Genomic DNA, 23,259 nt, shown 5'->3' on the forward strand with positions numbered 1-23,259 from the left:
GCGAAAGAGCGTTAGGCCCGCTCGCGCGTCAGCACCGCGTCCGGCTGCGACGACATCGTCCGGCACACCACGTCGAACCGCCCGTCCGCGATGCGGATCTCGTTGAACGATGGCGGGGTCGTCCGCGTGCGTTCGGACAGAGTGCCCGCGCCGATTGTCCGGATCACGCGCCCCTCGACATCCTGCGCGATGTCGAAGGGATCATGGACATGCCCGGTCAGCACCGCATCCGCGCCCGCTGCGGCAAGCGTCGCCAGAGCCTCTGGCCCGCGCCGGGTTTGCGCTGACGCATGCGTCCCCGCCTCGACCAACGGATGGTGCGCGGCGATGAAGATCAGCCGGTTCTCGGGCACCGCCGCGATCAGGTCGAGCGTCCGCCGCAAAGCCCCACGGCTGACATAGCCCTTCGACCAGTTGAGCCGCCATTGCGCACGTGCGGTCGTCACCAGCGGCACGATCGCCACGCCCGGCAGATCGAGCGGACGCTCGACCAGCTTCTCGACCTTCCCCATCCGCCGATACGGGCGGAAGAACCGGTCGAACAAATTGAAGTACGGCAAGTCGTGATTGCCGACCTCGACCGTCACCGGGACGGGCAACCGCTGCAACCACGCCAGCCCCGCGTCGAATTCGCTTCGCCGCGCGCGCATCGTAAGGTCGCCCGTCATGATCACCGCATCAGGCCGCTCGGCGTTGACCAGCGCGTCGAACCACGACACCGCCGCGCTATCCTCGCGCCCGAAATGAACGTCGCTCACATGAAATAGACGGATCATCGCGAAAGGCCCCCCTGGCGATCGAGCGTGGTAAGAAACAGGTCGCGAGTCCGGCTCAAGCCAACCTCGCTGCCGGGATCGAGCATGACCGGCTCCCCGTCGAACAAAGCGAGCGCAGGCTTGTGCCCGCCGGTGCGGAAGCTGGTGGCATGGCATTGCGTCACTTCGGATGCGGCGACCCAGTCGCCGGTCAGCCATTCCCAGCCAAGCGCCGTGATCCCGCGAAAGTCGCGCGCATCGATCGCCGCGATATCGAGCCGGTCGTCCTCGGCGCGCACCAGCACCGCCTGTGCGCCCTGCTTGAGCCCCGGCACACCGACCAGACGTATCCCCTTGCCGAACGTCCTGCCCCACGCATGTTTGAGCGCCCGCAGCAGCCCACGAAGGCTCCCGCTGCGGACAATTTCGCGCGCGCGCACCCATGTCGCCGCTGGCCCGAGGATCAACCCGACGAACGCACGATGCTCGCCCACGCGGATGAACGGCAGCGCGGTCCTGCGCGCCCGGTCGTGCGCGGCGTGGATGATTCTGGCGGGATCGGTCTCGCCGTGGAGCAGCTTGGCGAGCAGGTTCATCGTCCCCCCCGGCAGGATCAGGATCGCGCCCTTCCACTCGAGCAAGGCGGTCACTGCGGCATTGATCGTGCCGTCGCCCGCGAACAGCACCACCGTATCGACCCCGGCAGCATCGAGCGCCCTGGGCGTCGGCAGCGACTGGTTTGGAAACGCCGTCCGCCCCGCCAGATGCAGCCCGCGTTCGCTGCAGATCGCTTCGAGCGCCTCCGCCTTGGCAGGCGTCGCGGTCCCCGATTTGGGGTTGGTGATGAACCACAGTGTCTTCATGCCCCCGCCAACGCGCAACCGCGCGAAAAGTCACGTCGATCCGTGTCCGACATGAAATCCCAGAAAACCCTGTCCGGTCCCGCTCGCTTTGTGCAACGATGCCGCATGGACGATGCCCGCCTTTCCGTGCCGACCGCGGCACCGCTGACCGAACTCACGCTGCGCGGAATCCTGCTCGGCGGGCTCATCACGCTGCTGTTCACCGCCGCCAACGTCTATCTCGGGCTTAAGGTCGGGCTGACCTTCGCAACGTCGATCCCGGCGGCGGTCATCTCGATGGCGGTGCTGAGCGGCTTCAAGAACGCATCCATCCTCGAAAACAACATCGTCCAGACGATCGCAAGCGCGGCGGGGACGCTCGCCGCGATCATCTTCGTGTTGCCGGGGCTGATCATGATCGGCTGGTGGCAGGGCTTCCCGTTCGTGACGACCGCGGCGATCACGATGACCGGGGGTATCCTCGGCGTGATGTTCTCGGTCCCGCTGCGGCGTGCGCTCGTCGTCGATACCGACCTGCCGTACCCCGAAGGCCGCGCCGCCGCCGAAGTGCTGCAAGTCGGGTCGGGCGTACGCGGGGATGGCGATGCCGCCGGTGCTGCCGAAAGCGCGACGGGGCTGCGCATCATCATCGTCAATGCGCTCGCCGCCGCCGGGTTCGCGCTGCTCACGCAGATGAAGCTCGCTCTTGCCGAAGCGTCGGTGTGGTTCCGTGCCGGTGCCGGTGCGACCGGCATTTCCGGTGGCCTGTCGTTCGCGCTGCTCGGAGTCGGGCATCTCGTCGGCATCTCGGTCGGCATGGCGCAAGGGCTCGGCATGGTGATCGGCTGGTGGATCCTGCTGCCCTATCTCACCGCGATCCATCCGGTCGCGGGTGACGCGGAGACCTGGGCGAACACCGTCTTCCGTTCGGACGTCCGCTTCTTCGGCGCGGGCGTGATCGGCGTGGCGGCGGTGTGGACGCTGATCAGCATCGCGCGGCCCGTCATCGGCGGGATCCGCTCGGCGCTCGCGGCATCGCGCGCGCGCGGCGCTGGCGATACGCTCGCGCTCGAGGAGCGCGACTTGCCGATCGGGATCGTGTTCGGCGGCTCGGTCGCGCTGCTCCTGCCGATCGCGTGGCTGTTGTGGAGCGTGATCGCGGGCGGGCCGCTCGCGCCCGCGGCGCTTGCGCTAATCGGCGGCGCGCTCGTCTTCATCCTCGTCATCGGGCTGATGATCGCGGCGGTGTGCGGCTATATGGCGGGCCTGATCGGCGCATCCAATTCGCCGGTGTCGGGGATCGGCATCCTCGCGGTCATCGCCTCGTCGCTGATGCTGGTCGGGCTGTTCGGGCGCGGCACGCCCCCGGAAACGACGCAGGCGCTGATCGCCTATGCGCTGATCGTCACCGGAATCGTGTTCGGCGTCGCGACGATCTCGAACGACAATCTGCAGGATCTCAAGACCGGCCAGCTGGTCGGCGCGACGCCGTGGAAGCAGCAGGTCGCGCTGATCATCGGCGTGGTGTTCGGGTCGTTGGTGGTGCCGCCGGTGCTCAACGTGCTCAACAGCGCGTTCGGGTTCGTCGGCGCGCCGGGGGCCGGGCCGAACGCTCTCGCCGCCCCGCAAGCAGGGCTAATCTCGACGCTCGCGCAGGGCGTGCTCGGCGGCAACCTCAACTGGACGATGCTCAACTGGGGGATCGCCGCGGGCGTGGTCGCGATCGTGGTCGACATGCTGCTCGGCCGCGCGAAGCTGCTGCGCTTGCCGCCGCTCGCGATTGGGATCGGGATCTACCTGCCGATGAGCGTGATCCTGCCGACGGTGATCGGCGCAGTGGTCGGCTGGTGCTACGATCGCTGGGCCGACCGCACCGCCAACCCCGAACGCGCACGCCGCTTCGGCGTGCTCACCGCGACCGGGCTGATCGTCGGCGAGAGCCTGTTCGGCGTGTTGTTCGCGTTCGTCGTCGCAGGGTCGGGGACGGATGCACCGCTCGCGGTGGTGGGGGCCGGGTTCGCGACGCCGGCGTTGATCGGGGGCACGGTGCTGTTCGCGGCGATGGTTGCGATCTTGTACCGGGCGACGATGCGGCGGGTGGTTGCACAGGGGGTGTGACGGTCCTCGGGGCCCGACCTTAGCCCTTAACCCCGGCGGCAAGAGTGGCCCATGACAAGCGCAAGCCGCACGCCTTGCCTTCCGAAACCGACGATCAGCCGACTTGCCCCGCTATCGAGCCGCTTGCGCATTTCTCGGCGCGAAGTCACCGTGTGCCACACATAACGACAAGGTTGGACATGCTCGATCCCGATATGCGCCTGCAAGCTGCTGCTGCTGGAGACACCGCCGTCGCCTTTGCCCTGTTTGAGCACATCGCCGCGAAAGACCCCGACGCTGTCGCCAAGAAAAGTGATGCGATTGCGGTCTTTCGCGAATGCATGGAGGCTGTCTCCTGCCGACAGGAAACGTTCTCGCATGAACCGCGACCGATCCGACTGGGCGCTGATTGATTGATCTTGCCTTCGCAGACGACAGCTATCTTTCGAACCGACCGTTCAACTAGCGTCCTCTTGCGGACATAGTCGATCGACGGCATCCTCGCGGTGAAACGGGGGAGGCGTAAATTGACAGAGATGCCTGCAGTAGGCGCATTCGCGATCATCCCGAGTAACGACCTTATGGCCGCAATACCTTTTTGGGAGCGGTTAGGGTTTGAACGTGCTGGCGGCACCGAAGATTATATAATCATGTCGGGTTGGAGTTGCGAGTTGCATCTGACCCAGGCGGGCCAAGGGGAATGGCGGGTTCCCGAAGCCCACAATCCTTTCGGCGTCTTCATTCGAACGCCCGACGTTGCGGCGATAGCAGCGCGGGTGGACGATCTGGTCATCCGGCCCGGCGGTCTCCTCCGGCATCGCGAATGGGGACTCTACGAAGTCGGTATTGCAGGCCCGGATGGCTTGCTCGTGCGAGTGGGATGGCCATCAGCCTTGATGGCGTGACCGTCCGCTCTCGACAATGATCACACCGGCGCCCCGAGGAAACCCTTACGCCATCGCCTCGAGCAACGACCCGATCGGAATGAACGCAAACGCCACCGAGCTGTCCGCCACGCCATACGGCACGAACAGCGTATCCCCATGCCGGATCGCGCCGCACGTGTAGACCACGTTGGGGACATACCCCTCGCGGTCCTGGTTCGCCGCCGCCAGGATCGGCTCGCGCGTGCGCCCGATCACCTTCGACGGATCGACCTTGTCCAACAGCACCGCACCGATCGCGTATTTGCGCATCGCCCCCACGCCATGCGTCAGCAGCAACCAGCCCTCGTCGAGCTCGATCGGCGGCCCGCAATTGCCGATCTGCACAAGCTCCCACGGGAACGCCGGGGTCAGCAGCTTCTGCCCTTCGTCCCAATGCGTCAGCGTGTCGGACTTGAGCAGGAACAGATTCTCGCCGTCCTGCCGACCGATCATCAGATACTTGCCGCCGACCTTGCGCGGGAACAGCGCCATACCCTTGTTGCGTGCGGCCGGGCCGGTCATCGGCACCAGGTCGAACGCGCGGAAGTCACGGGTGCGCATCAGCTCGGACTGGATCACCGAGCCGTTATAGGCGGTGTAGGTGCCGAGCCATTCGACCGTGCCGTCGTCATGCGTGAAGTGGACGAGGCGGAGATCCTCGAGCCCCTTCGACTGCGCTGCGGTGATCGGGAAGATCACCGTGCCCGACAGCGTGGAGTCGCGATGCCGGAACACCGTGATCGGCCCTTCGGGGAGTGTTTCCTCGTCGATCCCGACCGCATCGGTCGCGGTCGCGAACGGCGGCTCGGGTGCGAGCTTCAGCTGATTGCCGTCGGTGATGATGCCTTCGCGGAACGCGACCGAGGAGATGTGCCCCTCGCCCACCGCGCGCAGCGACATCAGGATGCGCTGCGATCCCGCGGGCATCCCCGACTGATCGAAATGCGGCACCGCACTAGGGTTCATCAGCGCGGCGGCGGCATAACTGTATTCGTGGCAGAAATAGGCGCCGATCAGCTGACGCTTCTCGTCACCGATCTCGCTGCCGTCGATCCCGAGCATATCCTCGATCTCGTCGTAGCGGGTCATAAACACGCGACGCGTCTGCCAGTGCCGCGCCTCGAAGTCCTTGAGCACCAGTTCGAGCTCGGCGCGGGTCTGGGCCGCGTCGAGCGACATGACCGCCGCTACGATCCGCTCCGTCCGGCTTCCACCGTTGCGTGACCACGCAAGGTGGAATGGCCGGACGACCACTCGCGATGGATCTGCGTGCAACCGCAGGGCATGCTGGAAGAGCTCAATCACACGTAATAGCCTCGTTCAACGCCTTCGGCGGCGTCGCGAGCGAGGCTACGCGACGGCGCTATGGGGTCCTGCCACGCTTTCCGTACGCTTTGCCAGCCCCGAAATCGTGCAATTCGCCATTTGTAGCGCCAAGATCGACTCTGCCCCCTGATTTCGGTTCAATCCGGTCGGCATCAATCCGTCGAAACATCCGCCATCCTGCGACGTCGCCAACGGCAAGTCGAGATCGTTGCCACCAAGATACCAGCGATACGCCTTCCCGGCTTCTTCTACCCAGCGCAGATCGTCCGATGCGAGATAGGCCGCATGACAGGCGTCGATCGTCGCCTGTGCTTCGAGCGGCTGCTGGTCGAACTGGAGCGGTTCGGCATAGACGCGACCGAAGCTCTCGCTGCCGACCGCGCGGAAGCGGCCCTCGGGCGAGGTCTGCTTGCCGACGATCCAGTCGAGCGTGGTCAGGCCGCACTTGACGAACTCGGGCCGACCGAGCGCGATCCCGGCGCGGATCAACGCCTCGGGCAGACGCGCATTGTCGTAGGCGAGGACGATCTCGAACCATTCCCACTCGGGCCGCCGCGCGACTTCGAGCAGCGCGCAAAGCTCGTCGCCATAACGCGCAAGGATCTGCCTGGACAAAGCATGGCCCGGATGCGCATCGAGCATCGCCGCCGCCCCGAGCATCGCAAAGCCATGCGCACGCGGGGAGCCTAGCTCCATCGTGATCGATGCGGTCATGTCGAACATGCGCACCGCCCAGTCGCGGTGCTTGGACGACTGCGCATCGCGCGCGGTGACACCAAGCGACCACAAGGCGCGACCGTTCGAATCTTCCGACCCCGTGTCCTCGCACCAGGTCCGGTCGAAGTTCATGAAATTGCGGAAGCGCCGCAGATCCGGGTTCCAGGCATATTGGACGAACGATGCGTAGATCGTCATCCACTTGTCGCGCTGGACCTCGTCCATCTCGGGCATGTGGCTGACGAGCATCAGCGCACGCGCATTGTCATCGATGCAATAGCCGTGACGACGATCGGGGACCGAATAGATCGAATGCTGGAGCATGCCGGTCGAATCGCTCATCCGCTCGACCGCCGCGAAATCCGGGGTCAACGGCGTGTAGGACATGCTGGACCCATGTAACCGACGTGGCTTTGCAGCAACCATCGCCGAGATCTCGCGCATCGCGACTTCGGCGAGACGCGGCCAGATCATCGTGCGACCCCGCGCATAGGCGCGCTCCTGCAATTCGGTGCGGGCACGATCGTTACCGAGCAGCGCAATGATTTCGCGCGCGAAGGCGTCGGAATCGCTGAAGTCGACAATGACACCATGCCCGTCGGCGAGGATTTCGGTCGCATGGACATAAGGCGTCGATACGACCGCCTTGCCGACCCCGACCGCATAGCTGAGCGTACCCGACGTGATCTGTGCCGGGTTCAAATACGGCGTCGCGTAGATGTCGGCCGCCTGCAGATAGTCGATCAGCTCGTCATGCTCGAGGAAGGCATCGATGAACTGGATGTTGTCCGACACGCCGAGCTTCTCGGCGAGCGCCTTGAGGCCGTCGCGATACTTCTCGCCCTCATAGGCGACGAGGTTCGGATGGGTCGCGCCCAGCACCGTATACAGCGTCTCGGGATGCGCCGCGACGATCTTGGGCAGTGCCTCGATCATCACTTCGATACCCTTGCCCGGCGCGAGCAACCCGAAGGTCAGCACGACCTTGCGGCCTTCCCAGCCAAAGCGCGGCTTGAGCGAATCGGGCTGGACGAAATCGCGATCCGGCACGCCGTGCGGGATCATCACGATCGACCGGCCACTGGCACCATAAACGCGCTCGAGAATCTCGCGGCCACGTTCCGCCATCACGACGACGCGCGAGCAACGCTGCAGCAAACCTTCCATGACCCGGCGCTGATCCGCGTCGGGCTTCTCGAGAATCGTATGCAAGGTGACGATGACCGGCAGCGAAACGCGGTCGAGCAGCGCGAGGATATGCTCGCCGGCGACGCCGCCGAAGATGCCATATTCGTGCTGCAGCCAGATCGCCTGCGCCCCGCTCGCCTCGATCGCACGCGCTGCATCGAGATACGCGCCACGGTCCTGGTCGGGAATGCTGCGCGTCACTTCGGGCGGATACTCGTACCGACCGGGATGATCGTCCATCGCGTAGATATCGATGTCGAGGTCGGGAAACCGACCCTTCAATGCGGTGAACGTGTCCGTCGTATATGTTGCAAGGCCGCATTTCCGAGGCAGGAAATTGCCGATCAGTGCAAGGTGATCGATCGGGGTCACGACATCTGCCAAGTGCACCATGTTCGTAATCCTAAGAGTGAAAGAGGGAATTTCCCTCAGCTGTCACGAAACGAACGGCCAAGTTAATAAATGGTTGCAGAAATGTTGCGTCGCAACAAAAGATTCGCGCCCGCCCTGTGGAATCTTGCGGTGAGCTGAACGCGATGATGCATGTCAGCCGCGCCCGCGATATCCCGGAACGTCCTGCGCCGGAAGCCAGAGGTGTTCGGGCGGCGGTCCCGACTGCCAGAACACGTCGATCGGGATTCCACCACGCGGGTACCAATAGCCTCCGATTCGCAGCCAGCGCGGCTGCATCTCGTCAAACAATCGCTGGCCGATGCCGACCGTGCAATCCTCGTGAAATCCCTGATGATTGCGGAAAGCCCCTAGGAACAATTTGAGCGATTTGGACTCGACGATCGTGTCGCCCGGCGCATAGTCGATCACCAGATGCGCGAAATCGGGCTGGCCGGTCACCGGGCACAGCGAGGTGAATTCGGGAACCGCAAACCGCACCAGATACAGCGATCCTGCACGTGGGTTGGGAACGTAATCGAGCACCGCCGCTTCTGGGGATGCGGGGAGCGCACTCGTCTGGCCAAGATGTAATGGGGTCATGCGCCAGAGATAGGGGAGCACACGCCGAAATGGAACCGCCGCACCTGACGCTGATCCCGATCCTTGGCGACCAGCTGTCGCTCGGCCTGTCGTCGCTGCAGGGTGCCGATCCCGCCACGTCGCGCCTGTTGCTGATGGAGGTCGCCGACGAGACCACCTACGTCCGGCACCACAAGCAGAAGATCGCCTTCATCCTCTCCGCAATGCGCCACCATGCCGAGCTGCTGCGCGCCGAGGGCTGGACCGTGGACTATATCACGCTCGACGATCCCGATTCGACCGGCAGCTTCACCGGCGAAGTCGCGCGCGCGGTCGGGCGGCATGACCCTGTGCGGATCGTCGTCACCGAAGCGGGCGAATGGCGCGTGCGCGCGATGCTCGACGCATGGGAAACGCTGTTCGGCATCCCCGTCGAGATCCGCGACGACGACCGCTTCCTCGCCACCCACGCCGAGTTCGGCACTTGGGCGGAGGAGCGCAAGCAGTTGCGCATGGAGTATTTCTACCGCGACATGCGTCGCAAGACCGGTTTGCTGATGGACGGCAAGGACCCCGTCGGCGGCCAGTGGAATTTCGACCACGACAATCGCAAGCCGGCAAAGGCCGACCTGCTGATGCCGCGCCCGTTACGCTTCGCGCCCGATGCTATCACGCAGGCGGTGATGGCGCTCGTCGCGGAGCGGTTCGCGGACCATCCCGGCAGCCTCGACAGCTTTGCCTGGGCGGTGACCGCGCACGACGCCGAACGCCAGCAGAAGCAGTTCCTCGATCATGCGCTCGCTGGCTTCGGCGATTATCAGGACGCGATGCTGACCGGCGAGCCCGCCTTGTGGCACTCGCTGCTCTCGCCCTATCTCAACGTCGGGCTGCTCGATCCGCTGGCGCTGTGCCGCGCGGTCGAGAAGCGATATCGCGCGGGCAAGGTGCCGATCAACGCGGCGGAAGGCTTCATCCGCCAGATCATCGGCTGGCGCGAATATGTCCGCGGGATCTATTGGCGCGAAGGCCCCGATTACGCGCACCGCAACGCGCTCGAAGCGACGCGTGCACTCCCCGCCTTCTACTGGACCGGCGAGACCGACATGCACTGCCTCGCCGAGTCGATCGGGCAGACGCTCGAGAATGCGCACGCGCATCACATCCAGCGATTGATGGTCACGGGCACCTTTGCGCTGCTGATCGGCGCGGATCCGCACCTCGTCCATTTGTGGTATCTCGAAATCTATATCGATGCCTACGAATGGGTCGAATTGCCCAACACGCTCGGTATGAGCCAGTTCGCCGACGGCGGTCTGCTCGGGTCCAAACCCTATGCCGCGAGCGGCGCGTACATCAACAAGATGTCCGATTATTGCGGGCATTGCCGCTACGACGTCCGCCAGCGGACCGGGCCCGACGCCTGCCCGTTCAACGCGCTCTACTGGGATTTCGTCGTCCGCCACGAGGACAAGCTCGCGCGCAATCCGCGCATGGCGATGCCCTATCGCACCTGGGCGAAGATGGACGAAGCGACCCAAAGCGAGATCCGCGACTCTGCGAAAGCCTTTCTCGACCGTCTCGACGCCGCCCCGACGGCGTATTAGGCTCGCCAAAACGCGTAAAAGGAGACGGGACATGGACTCGCTGGTGACCACCGATTGGCTCGCGAACGAACTTGGCGCGAACGACCTGAGGATCGTCGACGCGACCTATTTCGCCGGGTTCGGCGACCGCAACGCCGCCGCCGAATATGAGTCGGCGCATATTCCCGGCGCGGTGTTCATGGACTTGGGCGAGATCGCGGACACGTCGAACGATCTGCCCTCGATGCTCCCTACTCCCGAAAAGTTCGCGAGCCGGATGCAGTCGCTCGGGCTCGGTGACGGCAGCCGGATCGTGCTCTACGACAATTCGCCTTTCCATACTGCGGCGCGCGCGTGGTTCATGCTCCGCACCTTCGGCGCGCATGACGTCGCGATCCTCGATGGTGGTCTCGCCAAATGGCAGGCGGAGGGTCGCGAGATCGCCAGCGGCAAGGAACAGCTGCGCCATCGGCACTTCACCGTCTGGGCCGACGACAAGGGCGTCCGCACGCTCGACCAGATGAAGGCCAACGTCGACAGCGGCGCGGAACAGGTGCTCGACGCGCGCTCGTCCGCGCGCTTCACCGGCGAGGAAGCCGACCCACGCCCCGCGACGCATCCGGGGCATATCCCGGGGTCGCGGAACTTGCCGGTCGGGCAGATCTTCAACGAAGACGGCACGTGGAAGACCGGCGACGCCTTGCGCAGCGCGTTCGAGGGCGCGGGGATCGACTTGACCAAGCCGTTGGTGACGACGTGCGGGTCGGGGATTACCGCTTCGGCGCTGGCGTTCGGCGCGCATCTTCTTGGGGTGGAAGCGGCGGTCTATGACGGCAGCTGGTCCGAATGGGGTGCCGATCGCACGACGCCGAAGGCGACAGGCGCAGCGTAACGCTTCTCCTCCTCCTCAAGCCCCTCCCCTTCAGGGGAGGGGTTGGGGTGGGGAAGTCCAGCAGAACGCACCTCTCTGCGAGGCACAGCCCCACCCCCTACCCCTCCCCTGAAGGGGAGGGGCTTTAGAGATTCCACGCTCCACCCTTGCCTTCTTCCGCGTCGCCCGCTTTGCAGTCTCCAGCACTGCCGGAGCACCGCCATGAACAAAACCGACACCCCCAAGGGCGATTCCACCCGCGTCGTCGGCGCAGGCCGCCGCAAGGAATGGACCCAAGGCATCGTCAACACCCCCGTATGGCGCGCCTCGACGATCCTCTACGACTCCGTCGCCGACCTCCGCGCAGCAGGCGCCCGCGACACCCACCACCGCCTGTTCTACGGTCGCCGCGGCACGCCCACCCAGTGGAGCCTCGCCGACGCGCTGACCGAACTCGAACCCGGCGCCGAAGGCACGTTCCTCTACCCGTCCGGCGTCGCCGCGATTGCCGCCGCGTTGCTGTCGGTCCTCTCCCCCGGCGACGAAGTGCTGATCCCCGACACCGCTTATGACCCGACCCGCTCGCTCGCGACCGGGCTGCTCGCGCGGATGGGGATCACGACGCGCTTCTACGATCCGTTGATCGGTGCGGGCATGGCGGACTTCATCGGCGACACGACCGCTGCGATCCTGCTCGAAAGCCCCGGCAGCCTGACCTTCGAGGTCCAGGACATCCCCGCGATCGTCGCCGCCGCCAAGGCCCGCGGCGTCACCACCTTGCTCGACAACACGTGGGCGACGCCCTTGTTCTTCCCCGCGATCGCGCACGGGATCGACCTGACGATCCTCGCCTGCACCAAATATGTCGTCGGCCACAGCGACGTGATGCTCGGCTCGGTCACCGCCGCGCCCGGCCATTTCGCGCGGCTGCGCGACACCAGCTTCCAGCTCGGCCAAGTCGCCAGTCCGGATGACTGTTGGCTCGGCTCGCGCGGGCTTCGCACGATGGCGATCCGCCTGCGCCAGCACGAACAGAGCGCGCTCCAGATCGCGCGCTGGCTGCAGGACCAGCCCGAAGTCGCGACCGTGCTCCATCCGGCGCTCCCGAGTTGCCCGGGTCACGCCATTTTCCAGCGCGACTTCAGCGGCTCGTCCGGCCTGTTCTCGTTCGTCCTCGACGGCGGCACCGAAGCCGCACGCGCCGCGCTGATCGACGGGCTCGCGCATTTCGGAATCGGCTACAGCTGGGGTGGATACGAGAGCCTCGCGATTCCGGTCGATCCGCACCGCCATCGCTCGGTCACGCAGCGCACCGATGCCGGGCCGATGGTCCGGTTGCAGATCGGGCTGGAAGACCCCGCGGATCTCATCGCGGATCTCGCGGCGGGACTGGAACGGTTCGCCGCCACGCGCTGAACACCGGCGGCTGTGGCGGCACAGCAACATTTCCTTACGAATGCGCAACCATCCGGCAATCCTGCTTGTGCGCCGCAGCGGATCACGGCATTGTTACGGCCTCGTCGATCATCGGTGCGGGGCGGCTTTGCGACCGCCGACAGATGCCGGATCGGGGGGAAGCAGGCGGGGACAGTCGCATTTTCGAAAGGGAAATGATGCGCTTCTCCACAACGACGCTCGGCGGGCTGGTGCTCGTCGTTTTCGCTACACCTGCGTTTGCGCAGGAAACCGCCCCGCCACCCGCGATCACGGTCAATGGGACGGCTGCACTCGTCAGCGACTACCGCTTCCGCGGTGTTTCCCAGACCGACCGCAACGCCGCGATCCAGGGGTCGATCACGGTCACGCATCAATCGGGGGTCTATGTCTCGGTATGGGGGTCCTCGGTCGACGATTACGTCACTGTCGCCGGGACCGGGCATCAGGAAATCGATCTGATCGGCGGCTACAAGAAAGTCGTCGGCGGGACGACCTTCGATATCGGTGCGCTCTATTACGTCTATCCCAAGACGCATCCGACGGGCGACATGAGCAGCTCGGACTTCCTCGAGCCCTATGCCGACATCTCGCACACCTTTGGTCCGCTGACATCGAAGGTGACGGTCAATTACGCGTTCAAGCAGAAGGCGTTGACCCTCGACCAGGGCGCTTCAGGCGTGCTGCGCAAACGCGACAACGTGTATCTCGCGGGGGACTTCTCGGCGGGCATTCCCAAGACCCCGATCGGCCTGATCGCGCACGTCGGGCACAGTTTCGGCCCGAGCTGGCTTGCGACCGACTCGACCGGGAAGAAGGGCTATACCGACTGGGCGCTCGGGGCGACGGCGACGTACAAGGTCCTGACGCTGGGCGTTTCTTATGTCGACACCGATGCCCGGTTCGTGACCGGCGGCGGGCGCAACGTCAGCAAGGGAGGCGTGGTCGCGTCGCTCGGCGTAGCGTTCTGACCGGGGGGCAGCCGCGACGGGACCGGGTTCCAGGTCTTGTCGCAGCTGCGGTCACCTTGGGCGAGTCCACCGGGCGGGATGCTGCCGCTGCGGGGCGCCGCCTGCAGACGTGAAAAAGGGGGCATCGCTGCCCCCTTTTCGATTCGTCCGGCAAGAAGGCCCGGCTTACTTCGGCGTCGCGGCGCGTGCTGCCTGCCCGTCGCCTTCGGGGGCGGAGACGATGTCGCGCGTCGTCGTACCCTTGTCGACCACGGTCGTGCCCGGATCGCCGACCGACGAGCGGATGCCGGGATCGTCATCGTCGATCCCCGCCTGGCTGATCGTCGCCGCCTCACCCGCGCTGCGCTGCGCGACGCCGCCGAACAATGCGTCGAGCGCCTGTGCATTGGCGCTGACGTCGTTCGCGCGCGCCGCGCCGGGCTTGGGCGGGGTCAGCGAGAAGTCGGGCGGAATCACCAGCGGAGCCTGGCGAGCGACCGTGAATTCGTCGGGACCGCTGCGGCCGACCTTGTTGTGCGCGCACCCGGCGAGCAGCACCAGCGCCAGCGCGGCGGGAATAATCGTCGACTTACGCATGAAACGTCTCCGTTGGGCCCTGATCTGCCCCTGAATTGGTCGCACCCGGTGGCGTTCCGGGCCCCTTCGCTGGTGCATCCGCTACCGGACTCCCCCGCACCGGCTTCTCTCGTACCAGAAGCGCGCGCGCGAACAAGATGACCACGCCGATCGAGATCGCGGCATCCGCGATGTTGAACACGAGGAACGGCTGCCAGCTACCGAAATGAAGATCCGCGAAATCCACGACATAGCCGAGCCGGATGCGATCGAGGATATTCCCCGCCGCCCCGCCCAGCACGAGCCCGAGCGCCGCCTGTTCCGAACGGTTGGTCTCGCGCCACATCCACACCAATACGCCGAGCGCGATCACCCCGGTCATCGCGACCAGCAGCCAGCGCATCGTATCGGTGTCGGCGTGCAACAACCCGAGCGAAACGCCTTGGTTCGCGACGAAGCGCAGGTTGAAGAACGACGTGACATAATGCGCGTCGGTCATCGCGTTGAGCTTGAGCCCCTCGGTCACGCCGAGCTTCGCGGCCTGATCGACCACGAACAGCACGACGGCGGTCGTCAGCCCGGCAAGCGGGAGCCTCACGCCACCACCTCCGCGCACCGATCGCACAGCGCGCCGTCCTCGGTGACGTCTGGCAGCAGCCGCCAGCAGCGCCCGCATTTGTCATAGTCGGTACGGCTGACCGCCACGCCCGCGCCCGTCGTCACCTTGGCGACGATGAACAGCTCGGCCAGCGCCTCCACCGGCATCGGCGCCTCGGGCACGACGACTTCGGCCTCGAGGCTGGAGCGCACGATCTTCTCGCGCCGCAGCGGTTCGATTGCCTCGGTCACTTGCGTGCGAAGCGCGCGCACCTGCGCCCAATGCGCGACATCGACGCCATCGACCGCGGGCAGCTCGGGCCACTCCAGCAGATGCACCGACTCGTCCTCGCTCGGGAAGCGCGCCTGCCACGTCTCCTCGGCGGTGAAGCACAACACCGGCGCGGCATAGCGCACCAGCGCGTGGAACAGCGTGTCGAACACCGTCCGGCACCCGCGCCGCTTGGGATCGTCGACCCCGTCGCAATAGAGCGAATCCTTGCGGATATCGAAGTAGAAGGCGGACAGGTCCTCCTGCGCGAACTCGGTCAGCAGCCGGACGTAGCTGTTGAAATCATACACCGCGACCGCCGCGCGCAGCTTGGCGTCGAGCTCGGCGAGCAACTGGAGCACATAGCGTTCGAGCTCGGGCATCTCCGCGACCGGGAGCCGCTCGGCCTCGTCGAACCCTTCGAGCGCGCCGAGCAGGTAGCGGAAGGTGTTGCGCAGCTTGCGATACTGATCCGAAACGCCGTTCAGGATCTCCTTGCCGATCCGGTGATCCTCGGTGAAATCGACCGACAGCGCCCACAGCCGCAGGATATCCGCGCCCGATTCCTTCATCAGGTCGAGCGGGTTGATCGTGTTGCCGAGGCTCTTGGACATTTTCATGCCCTTCGAATCCATCGTGAACCCGTGGGTCAGCACCGCCTTGTACGGCGCGCGCCCGCGCGTCCCGCAGCTTTCCATCAGCGACGACTGGAACCAGCCGCGATGCTGGTCCGAGCCTTCGAGATACAGGTCGGCGGGCCATTGCAGGTCGGTCCAGCGCCCGCTGTCGAGCACGAACGCGTGCGTGCAGCCGCTGTCGAACCACACGTCGAGAATGTCGGTGACGCGCTCGTAATCGGCGAGCCGGTAGTCCGGGCCGAGCAGGTCCTGCGCGGCTTCCTCGCTCCACGCATCGACGCCCTCGGCGCTGACGGCGGCGATGATCCGCGCGTTGACCGCGGGGTCGACGAGATACTGGCCGGTCTTGCGATCGACGAACAAAGTGATCGGCACGCCCCACGCGCGCTGGCGGCTGATCACCCAGTCCGGGCGCCCCGCGACCATCGCGGTGATGCGGTTCTGACCCTTGGGGGGATACCAGGTGGTCGCCTCGATGGCGGCGAGCGCGGTTTGGCGCAACGTTCGCCCGTTTCGCCCCTCCCCTTCAGGGGAGGGGTTGGGGGTGGGGGGTGTCTCACCGAGACCGAGCTCTGCCGGTGTCTCACTGAGACCCCCCTCTGCTGGACTGCCCCACCCCAACCCCTCCCCCGAGGGGGAGGGGCTATCAAGCGGTGCATCCATCGGGATAAACCATTGCGGCGTAGCGCGGAAAATCACCTTCGCCTTCGACCGCCACGAATGCGGATAGCTGTGCGCGAAATCATCGCTCGCCGCGATCAACGCGCCGACGCTACGCAGGTCCGCACAGATCGGCCCCTCCGCGCTGACGAACTTCTTGTTGATCACCGAGCCCTGCCCGCCGAGCCACGCCCAGTCGTCGCGATACATCCCCGCGCCATCGACCGCGAAGACCGGCTCGATCCCGTACTGCTTGCACAGCAGGAAATCGTCCTCGCCGTGGTCGGGCGACATGTGGACGAGCCCGGTGCCCGCATCGGTCGTGACGAAATCGCCCGGCAGGAACGGCCGCGGCTTGGCGAAGAACCCGCCCAGTTCATGCATCGGATGCCGCGCGGTCGCGCCTTCGAGCTGCGAGCCCTTGATCGACTGCAGCGCGCTCACCGTCCCCGCACTGTCGCCGATCTTGAGGATCACCGGATGCCCGATCCGCGCGCCGAAGCTTTCGAGCAGATCGTGCGCGACCAGCAACGTCCGCGGCCCCTCGACCATGTCGTCGAAGCGCACCAGCAGATATTCGATCTCCGGCCCATAGCTCAGCGCCTGGTTGACCGGGATCGTCCACGGCGTCGTCGTCCAGATCACCGCATGCGCGCCGACCAGCTCGGGCGCGTTCGGCGCATCGACGATCTCGAACGCGACGTCGATCTGCGTCGACACCACGTCCTCATATTCGACCTCGGCCTCGGCGAGCGCGGTCTTCTCGACCGGCGACCACATCACTGGCTTGGCGCCACGATACAGCTGGCCGCTCTCCGCGAACTTCATCAGCTCGGTGACGATCGTCGCCTCGGCGGCGAAATCCATCGTCAGATAGGGGTGATCCCAGTCGCCGTTGATCCCGAGCCGCTTCAACTGCTCGCGCTGGACGTTGACCCAATGCTGCGCATAGGCGCGGCACTCGGCGCGGAATTCGCGCGGCGGGACCTCGTCCTTGTTGCGCTTCTTGGCGCGATATTGCTCCTCGACCTTCCATTCGATCGGCAGGCCGTGGCAGTCCCAGCCGGGCACATAGGGCGCGTCCTTGCCGAGCAAAGTCTGCGTCCGGCACACCGTATCCTTGAGGATGTGGTTGAGCGCATGGCCGATATGCATGTCGCCATTCGCGTACGGCGGGCCATCATGCAGGATGAACTTCTCGCGGCCGGCGCGCGCGGCACGGACCTTCTCGTACAGCCCCATCGCCTGCCATCTCGCGAGAATCCCCGGCTCCTTAGCGGGAAGGCCCGCCTTCATCGGGAAATCGGTCTTCGGCAGGAAGACGGTATCGCGGTAATCGCGCGCGGGTGCGGGGGTATCAGTCATTTGCTTGAGCGCTTAGCCTGAAGCGCGCCCCGTAGAAAGCCCCTCCCCTTGAAGAGCACCGCCCACTTATAGCCCCTCCCCTTCAGGGGAGGGGTTGGGGTGGGGAAGTGCGCTGCCACCGGTCGGGAAGCGTGGAAGCAGTGGCCGCGATCATCTCAGCAACGTCCGCGAGGTTCGTCATGACGTCATGATTGCCAAAGCGGATGATGGTGAAGCCGAGCGCCCTCAACCGAACGTCGCGTTTGGCATCGCAAGGCCCATCGTGCGTATCGCCGTCAACCTCGATTCCCAGCCCGATCCCCGGACAAAAGAAGTCCAGAATTGCCTGAGCCTCGAACACGACATGCTGGCGGCGAAACTTCAGGCCATTCAGCTGCGAATTGGAAAGCGCCCGCCAAAGCCTCACCTCAGGCTCGGTAGGATTCCGCCGCATCTTCATGCGCGCGAGCCAGCAGCTCCGCTTCAGTGGCCATCACTTCCCCACCCCGACCCCTCCCCTGAAGGGGAGGGGCTATTTCTCGCCTACTCCCTCACACCCTAAGCCTCACCAACTCCACACCATCCCCGTCTCGCTGAACGGTTTAGGCTCCAACGGCGGAATCGTCGCCGGATTGAGCTCGCACTGCCAATACCCAACGTCGATCCAGCGCCCGTCCTTATACCCCGCCTCGCGGAAGAACCCCGCGCGCCGGAACCCGACCGACTCATGCAACCGGATCGAATGGTCGTTCGGCAAGGCGATCACGCCGATCGCATGGGTGAACCCCTGCGCGCGCACCGTGTCGATCAGCGCGTCGTACAATTGCCGCCCGTTGCCGCGCCCCTGCGTGCCGATCTCGAGATAAACCGTCGTCTCGATCGTGTAGCGATACGCCGGCCGATCCCGGAACGCCGAGGCATAGGCGTACCCCCGCACCGGCCCGCCCTCGCCCTCGGTCACGACCAGCCACGGGTACAGCCCGTTCGACTTGGCCATCCGTGCGCACATCGTCGCGGTGTCGGGCGCGTCGGTTTCGAACGAGACCGTCCCGCGCTCGACATAGGGCCGGTATATGTCGGCGATCGCCGCCGCATCGTCGAGCGTCGCAGGGCGCACCGCGACGGGGGTGGGCCCGCCCGACGGAACCTCCCGCGGCGCGATCACAGCGCGAACCGTGCGAGCACCAGATCGAGCAGCTTGGCGTCGCCGGGACGCGGTGCGGTCCCGCCGATGCCGTCGCATTCGAGGCAGCGTGCCTGGATCGCCGCGCCCGTGCCGATCCGCTTCACGTCGCCCAGCGCGCGTGCGAACACCGCGCGGCGATCCGCCGCCATCCGGGTGAACGCGTCGCCTGCCGAGGCATCGTCATCGTCGCGACCCGACGACAGGATCTGCTGGATCATCATCGCGAACGCGCCCGGCTTCCTCTCGAGATATTCGGCGTGCACGTCACCCGGCTTCAGCCCGGCGCGCTTGGCGGCTTCGTCGATGGCATCCTGCAACCCGCCGAAGCGATCGACCAGACCGAGCTGCCGCGCGGTTCCGCCATCCCAGACACGTCCCTGCCCGATCTCGTTGACGCGCTCGGGCGTCATCTTCCGCGCATTCGCGACACGCGTGATGAACTGGCGATAGCCATTCTCGATTCCCGCCTGGAAGATCGTGTCGGTCTCGGGCGTGGTGCCGCCGTAAATGTCCGGCTGCCCCGACAGCGGCGTGGTGCGCACCCCGTCCGACGTCAGGCCGATCTTCTTAAGCGTATTCTCGAAGGTCGGGATGATCCCGAAGATGCCGATCGAACCAGTGATCGTCGTCGGCTCGGCGAAGATCACATCGCCTGCGGTTGCGACCCAATAGCCACCCGACGCCGCCATATTGCCCATCGACACGACGATCGGCAGCTTCTGCGCCTTCGCCTCGATAATCGCGCGGCGCATGTCCTCGGACGCGAGCGCCGAGCCGCCGGGCGAATCGACGCGGACGACGAGCGCCTTGAGGTCCTTCTTGGCGAGACCTTCGAGCACCAGCTTGGCGACCGTATCGCCACCGACCGAGCCCGCCTTGGACTTGCCGTCGATGATGTCACCCGCGATTGTCAGCACGCCGATCTTGGCACCTGCGGTCGGCAGCGGGTTCGCCGCGATGTAATTGGCGAGCTTGATCGTGTTGAACGTCCCCGGCGCCTTGCCACCCGGCGCGCCTGCGAGCTGCGCGACGCGCTTGCCGAAATCGAGCCGGGTGCCGAGCTTGTCGACGATCCCCGCCTGGAGGTTGGCCTCGGCGATATTTCCCTGCGCCGCGGTGATGACCGCGCCAGGCGTGGTCAAAAACGGCTGGAACTTGGCCTTGGGTCGCGCCTTTGCGACCACTTCCTGCCATTGCTGGAACAGAACCTGGTACAATTTGACCACTTCTTCCTTGGCCTCGGGCGAGGCTTCGGTGCGCGTGTACGGCTCGACGAACGACTTGTACTTGCCGACGCGGTAGACGTGCGCGTTGACCCCGAGCTTGTCGATCAGGCCCTTGTAATAGAGCTGGCTTCCGCCCGGCCCCATGAACAGCGTGCCCCCCATCGGGCTCATCCAGATCTCGCTGGCGTTCGCGGCGAGGCGATATCCGCCGTCGGTATAAGCGGTTGCGTAGGCGAGCACCGGCTTGCCCCCCTTCCCATCGGAACCGTCGCGCACGCGGCGCAGCGCATCGCCGACTTCGGTCAGCGCGGCGGGATAGCCGCCCGCGAACGAGTCGAGATCGAGCACCACGGTCTTGACGCGGTCGTCCTTCGCCGCCTTGTCGAGCGCACGCACCACGTCACGCAGGCGATATTCGGGGGTCGACCCACCGCCGCCGAGGGTCGCGAACGGATCGCCGGGCGACGGCTGCTCGACGATCGGGCCGTCGAGCTTGAGCACCAGCGCGCCGTCCTTGACCGCGCCCGTATTGGGTTTTGCCGCGAGCAGGCCGAATAACAGGCCGAAGAACAGCAGCATGGCGACCAGCACCAGCGCGTCCTTGATCCCGACCAGTAACTTCCAAGCGCCTCGAACGAGTTTCACCTGCGCCGCTCCCTGCAAATGCGGAAAAATCCTGCGTACAGCTAGAGCAGCCCCCGGGCGGAGTAAATGCGTGTTAGCGGCGCAACACAGCTTTTGCGGGGCGGTTCGGCCTGCCTGTGAATAGGACCGGCTGACCAGAGAATCGCGGATCGCCCGTATTGACGATGCCGGGTGGCGTACGCATATGCGGTGTGCTGGCACTCACCGATGGCGAGTGCCAACAGCTGTTCACAAGATAAGGGACTCCGCGCATGAACTTTCGTCCGTTGCACGACCGCGTCCTCGTCCGCCGCGTAGAGGCAGAAGAGAAGACCGCAGGCGGGATCATCATCCCGGAAACCGCCAAGGAAAAGCCGCAGGAAGGCGAAGTCGTCGCCGCCGGCACTGGCGCGCGTAACGAAGCCGGTGAAATCCACCCGCTCGAAGTCAAGGCCGGCGACAAGGTGCTGTTCGGCAAATGGTCCGGCACCGAAATCAAGATCGACGGCGAAGACCTTCTGATCATGAAGGAATCGGACATTCTCGGCATCGTTGCCTGAGTCTTTCCGTAAACGACCTTCACTATCTTCAACTTCTGAAAGGGTAGCCCACCATGGCATCCAAGGACGTAAAATTCGGGCGTGACGCCCGCGAGCGCATTCTCCGCGGCGTTGATATTCTCGCCGACGCGGTCAAGGTCACGCTGGGGCCAAAGGGCCGCAACGTCGTGATCGACAAGAGCTTCGGTGCCCCGCGCATCACCAAGGACGGCGTCACCGTCGCCAAGGAAATCGAGCTCAAGGACAAGTTCGAGAACATGGGCGCGCAGATGCTGCGCGAAGTCGCGTCGAAGACCAACGACATCGCTGGCGACGGCACGACCACCGCAACGGTTCTCGCCCAGGCGATCGTTCGCGAAGGCATGAAGTCGGTCGCGGCCGGCATGAACCCGATGGACCTCAAGCGCGGTATCGACCTCGCGGTCGTCGAAGTCGTCAAGGATCTCCAGGCGCGTTCGAAGCCGGTTTCGGGTTCGCATGAAGTCGCCCAGGTCGGCATCATCTCCGCCAACGGCGACAAGGAAGTCGGCGAGAAGATCGCGGAAGCGATGGAGAAGGTCGGCAAGGAAGGCGTGATCACCGTCGAGGAAGCCAAGGGTCTCGAATTCGAGCTCGACGTCGTCGAAGGCATGCAGTTCGACCGTGGCTACCTCTCGCCCTACTTCATCACCAACCCCGAGAAGATGTCGGTCGAGCTTCAGGATCCCTACATCCTGATCCACGAGAAGAAGCTGTCGAACCTGCAGGCGATGCTCCCGATCCTGGAAGCGGTCGTTCAGTCGGGTCGTCCACTCCTGATCATCGCGGAAGACATCGAGGGTGAGGCGCTCGCCACGCTCGTCGTCAACAAGCTGCGCGGCGGCCTCAAGGTCGCAGCGGTCAAGGCTCCCGGCTTCGGCGATCGTCGCAAGGCGATGCTCGAGGATATCGCGATCCTGACCAAGGGCGAGATGATCTCGGAAGACCTCGGCATCAAGCTCGAGTCGGTCACGCTCGGCATGCTCGGCACCGCCAAGCGCGTCACGATCGACAAGGACAACACCGTCATCGTTGATGGCGCTGGTGACCATGAGTCGATCAAGGGCCGCACCGATGCGATCCGTCAGCAGATCGAGAACACGACCTCGGACTACGACAAGGAGAAGCTCCAGGAGCGTCTCGCGAAGCTTGCTGGCGGCGTTGCTGTCATCAAGGTCGGCGGTTCGTCGGAAGTCGAAGTCAAGGAGCGCAAGGACCGCGTCGACGACGCGCTGCATGCAACCCGCGCAGCCGTCGAAGAAGGCATCGTCCCCGGCGGCGGTACGGCTCTGCTGTACGCAACCAAGGCGATCGAGAACCTGACCGGCGCGAACGAAGACCAGACCCGCGGGATCGACATCGTCCGCAAGTCGCTGACCGCGCTGGTTCGCCAGATCGCCAGCAACGCGGGCCATGACGGCGCCGTCGTCTCGGGCAAGCTGCTCGACGGCAACGACACCACGATGGGCTTCAACGCTGCGACCGACACGTACGAGAACCTCGTCGCTGCCGGCGTGATCGATCCGACCAAGGTCGTCCGCACCGCGCTGCAGAATGCAGCATCGGTCGCAGGCCTCCTCATCACGACCGAAGCGGCCGTGTCGGAAATGCCGGAAGACAAGCCCGCCATGCCCATGGGCGGCGGCGGCGGCATGGGCGGCATGGGCGGCATGGACTTCTGATCCGACAGGGCCTGCGTCGGCGAAAGCCACGCAGGCCCGACGGATCCGGAGAAACCGGACCTGCCCGGCCACCATCTGCTGGACCAACGCGAAGGGCCGGGGGAGCAATCCCCCGGCCCTTTTCGTATGGAACAGGAAAGGCGCACGATTCCCACGTGATCCGCCCGACCGTCACGCTGCCGTCATGAACATCGGGTAGCGCGCCAGGATCACGAA

Annotated in this window: 20 protein-coding genes; 9 read left to right on the forward strand and 11 right to left on the reverse strand. The window is 65.3% G+C overall.

Translation table 11 applies throughout. The annotated features are described in order from the left end of the window. Positions 1-11: 11 nt before the first annotated feature. On the reverse strand, positions 12-776 hold the full coding sequence (locus ABIC17_RS15270) for a metallophosphoesterase family protein (protein WP_354283169.1): 765 nt from the start codon (positions 774-776) through the stop codon (positions 12-14). Continuing rightward, entirely contained in the window at positions 773-1,618 is an 846-nt protein-coding gene (locus ABIC17_RS15275) for a diacylglycerol/lipid kinase family protein (RefSeq protein ID WP_354283171.1), read from the reverse strand. The genes ABIC17_RS15270 and ABIC17_RS15275 overlap by 4 nt, the downstream gene beginning before the upstream one ends. 105 nt (positions 1,619-1,723) lie before the next feature. Between ABIC17_RS15275 and ABIC17_RS15280 the strand changes: the two genes are divergently transcribed. The 3 genes from ABIC17_RS15280 (at position 1,724) to ABIC17_RS15290 (ending at position 4,599) form a co-directional block, all read left to right on the forward strand. Next, positions 1,724-3,715 carry an OPT family oligopeptide transporter gene (locus ABIC17_RS15280; protein ID WP_354283173.1) on the forward strand — a complete coding sequence of 664 codons (1,992 nt, stop codon included), beginning with the start codon at positions 1,724-1,726 and terminating at the stop codon, positions 3,713-3,715. A gap of 179 nt (positions 3,716-3,894) precedes the next feature. Next, positions 3,895-4,107, forward strand: a complete 213-nt coding sequence (locus ABIC17_RS15285; RefSeq protein WP_354283175.1) for a hypothetical protein — start codon at positions 3,895-3,897, stop codon at positions 4,105-4,107. A 123-nt stretch (positions 4,108-4,230) separates the two neighbouring features. After that, positions 4,231-4,599, forward strand: coding sequence for a VOC family protein (locus ABIC17_RS15290; RefSeq protein WP_354283380.1), 369 nt, complete (start codon positions 4,231-4,233; stop codon positions 4,597-4,599). A gap of 45 nt (positions 4,600-4,644) precedes the next feature. Here ABIC17_RS15290 and ABIC17_RS15295 read toward each other — a convergent pair whose 3' ends face one another. The 3 genes from ABIC17_RS15295 to queF all read right to left on the reverse strand — a co-directional run bounded on the left by ABIC17_RS15295 (position 4,645) and on the right by queF (position 8,844). Further along, a complete protein-coding gene (locus ABIC17_RS15295) occupies positions 4,645-5,925 on the reverse strand; it encodes a glycoside hydrolase family 130 protein (protein WP_354283177.1) in 1,281 nt (426 codons plus the stop codon). A 45-nt stretch (positions 5,926-5,970) separates the two neighbouring features. Then, positions 5,971-8,244, reverse strand: a complete 2,274-nt coding sequence (locus ABIC17_RS15300) for a glycosyltransferase family 4 protein (RefSeq protein WP_354283179.1) — start codon at positions 8,242-8,244, stop codon at positions 5,971-5,973. A gap of 153 nt (positions 8,245-8,397) precedes the next feature. Beyond that, positions 8,398-8,844, reverse strand: coding sequence for a preQ(1) synthase (gene queF, locus ABIC17_RS15305; RefSeq protein ID WP_354283181.1), 447 nt, complete (start codon positions 8,842-8,844; stop codon positions 8,398-8,400). A gap of 29 nt (positions 8,845-8,873) precedes the next feature. On the opposite strand from queF, the gene ABIC17_RS15310 reads away from it, so the two are divergent. From ABIC17_RS15310 to ABIC17_RS15325, 4 genes are all read left to right on the forward strand, one after another. Further along, a complete protein-coding gene (locus ABIC17_RS15310) occupies positions 8,874-10,427 on the forward strand; it encodes a cryptochrome/photolyase family protein (protein WP_354283183.1) in 1,554 nt (517 codons plus the stop codon). A gap of 31 nt (positions 10,428-10,458) precedes the next feature. After that, positions 10,459-11,298, forward strand: coding sequence for a 3-mercaptopyruvate sulfurtransferase (gene sseA / locus ABIC17_RS15315; RefSeq protein WP_354283185.1), 840 nt, complete (start codon positions 10,459-10,461; stop codon positions 11,296-11,298). Positions 11,299-11,499: 201 nt separating this feature from the next. Then, the gene (gene metC / locus ABIC17_RS15320) at positions 11,500-12,693 is read left to right on the forward strand and encodes a cystathionine beta-lyase (protein WP_354283187.1); all 1,194 of its coding nucleotides are present in this window, start codon (positions 11,500-11,502) and stop codon (positions 12,691-12,693) included. A 197-nt stretch (positions 12,694-12,890) separates the two neighbouring features. Further along, positions 12,891-13,682, forward strand: a complete 792-nt coding sequence (locus tag ABIC17_RS15325) for a TorF family putative porin (protein WP_354283189.1) — start codon at positions 12,891-12,893, stop codon at positions 13,680-13,682. A 165-nt stretch (positions 13,683-13,847) separates the two neighbouring features. On the opposite strand, the gene ABIC17_RS15330 is transcribed toward ABIC17_RS15325, so the two are convergent. The 6 genes from ABIC17_RS15330 to sppA all read right to left on the reverse strand — a co-directional run bounded on the left by ABIC17_RS15330 (position 13,848) and on the right by sppA (position 20,804). Continuing rightward, positions 13,848-14,258 (reverse strand): DUF3035 domain-containing protein, encoded by a 411-nt coding sequence (locus ABIC17_RS15330; RefSeq protein WP_354283191.1) that lies wholly within the window; start codon positions 14,256-14,258, stop codon positions 13,848-13,850. Further along, entirely contained in the window at positions 14,251-14,835 is a 585-nt protein-coding gene (gene lspA / locus ABIC17_RS15335) for a signal peptidase II (protein WP_354283193.1), read from the reverse strand. Before lspA ends, ABIC17_RS15330 begins: the two co-directional genes overlap by 8 nt. Beyond that, a complete protein-coding gene (gene ileS, locus ABIC17_RS15340; protein ID WP_354283195.1) occupies positions 14,832-17,768 on the reverse strand; it encodes an isoleucine--tRNA ligase in 2,937 nt (978 codons plus the stop codon). Before ileS ends, lspA begins: the two co-directional genes overlap by 4 nt. Before the next feature lie 82 nt (positions 17,769-17,850). Beyond that, positions 17,851-18,207 (reverse strand): endonuclease domain-containing protein, encoded by a 357-nt coding sequence (locus tag ABIC17_RS15345; RefSeq protein WP_354283196.1) that lies wholly within the window; start codon positions 18,205-18,207, stop codon positions 17,851-17,853. 105 nt (positions 18,208-18,312) lie between these two features. Beyond that, entirely contained in the window at positions 18,313-18,912 is a 600-nt protein-coding gene (locus ABIC17_RS15350) for a GNAT family N-acetyltransferase (protein ID WP_354283198.1), read from the reverse strand. Further along, on the reverse strand, positions 18,909-20,804 hold the full coding sequence (gene sppA, locus ABIC17_RS15355) for a signal peptide peptidase SppA (protein ID WP_354283200.1): 1,896 nt from the start codon (positions 20,802-20,804) through the stop codon (positions 18,909-18,911). Before sppA ends, ABIC17_RS15350 begins: the two co-directional genes overlap by 4 nt. A 251-nt stretch (positions 20,805-21,055) precedes the next feature. Here sppA and groES point away from each other — a divergent pair, with 251 nt between their 5' ends. Further along, positions 21,056-21,343, forward strand: coding sequence for a co-chaperone GroES (gene groES, locus ABIC17_RS15360; protein ID WP_010162031.1), 288 nt, complete (start codon positions 21,056-21,058; stop codon positions 21,341-21,343). A 53-nt stretch (positions 21,344-21,396) separates the two neighbouring features. After that, positions 21,397-23,043 (forward strand): chaperonin GroEL, encoded by a 1,647-nt coding sequence (groL, locus tag ABIC17_RS15365; protein WP_354283203.1) that lies wholly within the window; start codon positions 21,397-21,399, stop codon positions 23,041-23,043. Positions 23,044-23,259 lie beyond the last annotated feature (216 nt).

The sequence above is a fragment of the Sphingomonas sp. PvP056 genome (assembly GCF_040549155.1).
In the GTDB taxonomy this organism is placed as follows: Bacteria; Pseudomonadota; Alphaproteobacteria; order Sphingomonadales; family Sphingomonadaceae; genus Sphingomonas.

Coding starts and splice junctions, on each gene's coding strand:
- ABIC17_RS15270 (WP_354283169.1), bottom strand. CDS start 776: ATGATCCGTCTATTTCATGTGAGCGACGTTCATTTCGGGCGCGAGGAT.
- ABIC17_RS15275 (WP_354283171.1), bottom strand. CDS start 1,618: ATGAAGACACTGTGGTTCATCACCAACCCCAAATCGGGGACCGCGACG.
- ABIC17_RS15280 (WP_354283173.1), top strand. CDS start 1,724: ATGGACGATGCCCGCCTTTCCGTGCCGACCGCGGCACCGCTGACCGAA.
- ABIC17_RS15285 (WP_354283175.1), top strand. CDS start 3,895: ATGCTCGATCCCGATATGCGCCTGCAAGCTGCTGCTGCTGGAGACACC.
- ABIC17_RS15290 (WP_354283380.1), top strand. CDS start 4,231: ATGCCTGCAGTAGGCGCATTCGCGATCATCCCGAGTAACGACCTTATG.
- ABIC17_RS15300 (WP_354283179.1), bottom strand. CDS start 8,244: ATGGTGCACTTGGCAGATGTCGTGACCCCGATCGATCACCTTGCACTG.
- queF (WP_354283181.1), bottom strand. CDS start 8,844: ATGACCCCATTACATCTTGGCCAGACGAGTGCGCTCCCCGCATCCCCA.
- ABIC17_RS15310 (WP_354283183.1), top strand. CDS start 8,874: ATGGAACCGCCGCACCTGACGCTGATCCCGATCCTTGGCGACCAGCTG.
- sseA (WP_354283185.1), top strand. CDS start 10,459: ATGGACTCGCTGGTGACCACCGATTGGCTCGCGAACGAACTTGGCGCG.
- metC (WP_354283187.1), top strand. CDS start 11,500: ATGAACAAAACCGACACCCCCAAGGGCGATTCCACCCGCGTCGTCGGC.
- ABIC17_RS15325 (WP_354283189.1), top strand. CDS start 12,891: ATGCGCTTCTCCACAACGACGCTCGGCGGGCTGGTGCTCGTCGTTTTC.
- ABIC17_RS15330 (WP_354283191.1), bottom strand. CDS start 14,258: ATGCGTAAGTCGACGATTATTCCCGCCGCGCTGGCGCTGGTGCTGCTC.
- ileS (WP_354283195.1), bottom strand. CDS start 17,768: ATGACTGATACCCCCGCACCCGCGCGCGATTACCGCGATACCGTCTTC.
- ABIC17_RS15345 (WP_354283196.1), bottom strand. CDS start 18,207: ATGAAGATGCGGCGGAATCCTACCGAGCCTGAGGTGAGGCTTTGGCGG.
- groES (WP_010162031.1), top strand. CDS start 21,056: ATGAACTTTCGTCCGTTGCACGACCGCGTCCTCGTCCGCCGCGTAGAG.
- groL (WP_354283203.1), top strand. CDS start 21,397: ATGGCATCCAAGGACGTAAAATTCGGGCGTGACGCCCGCGAGCGCATT.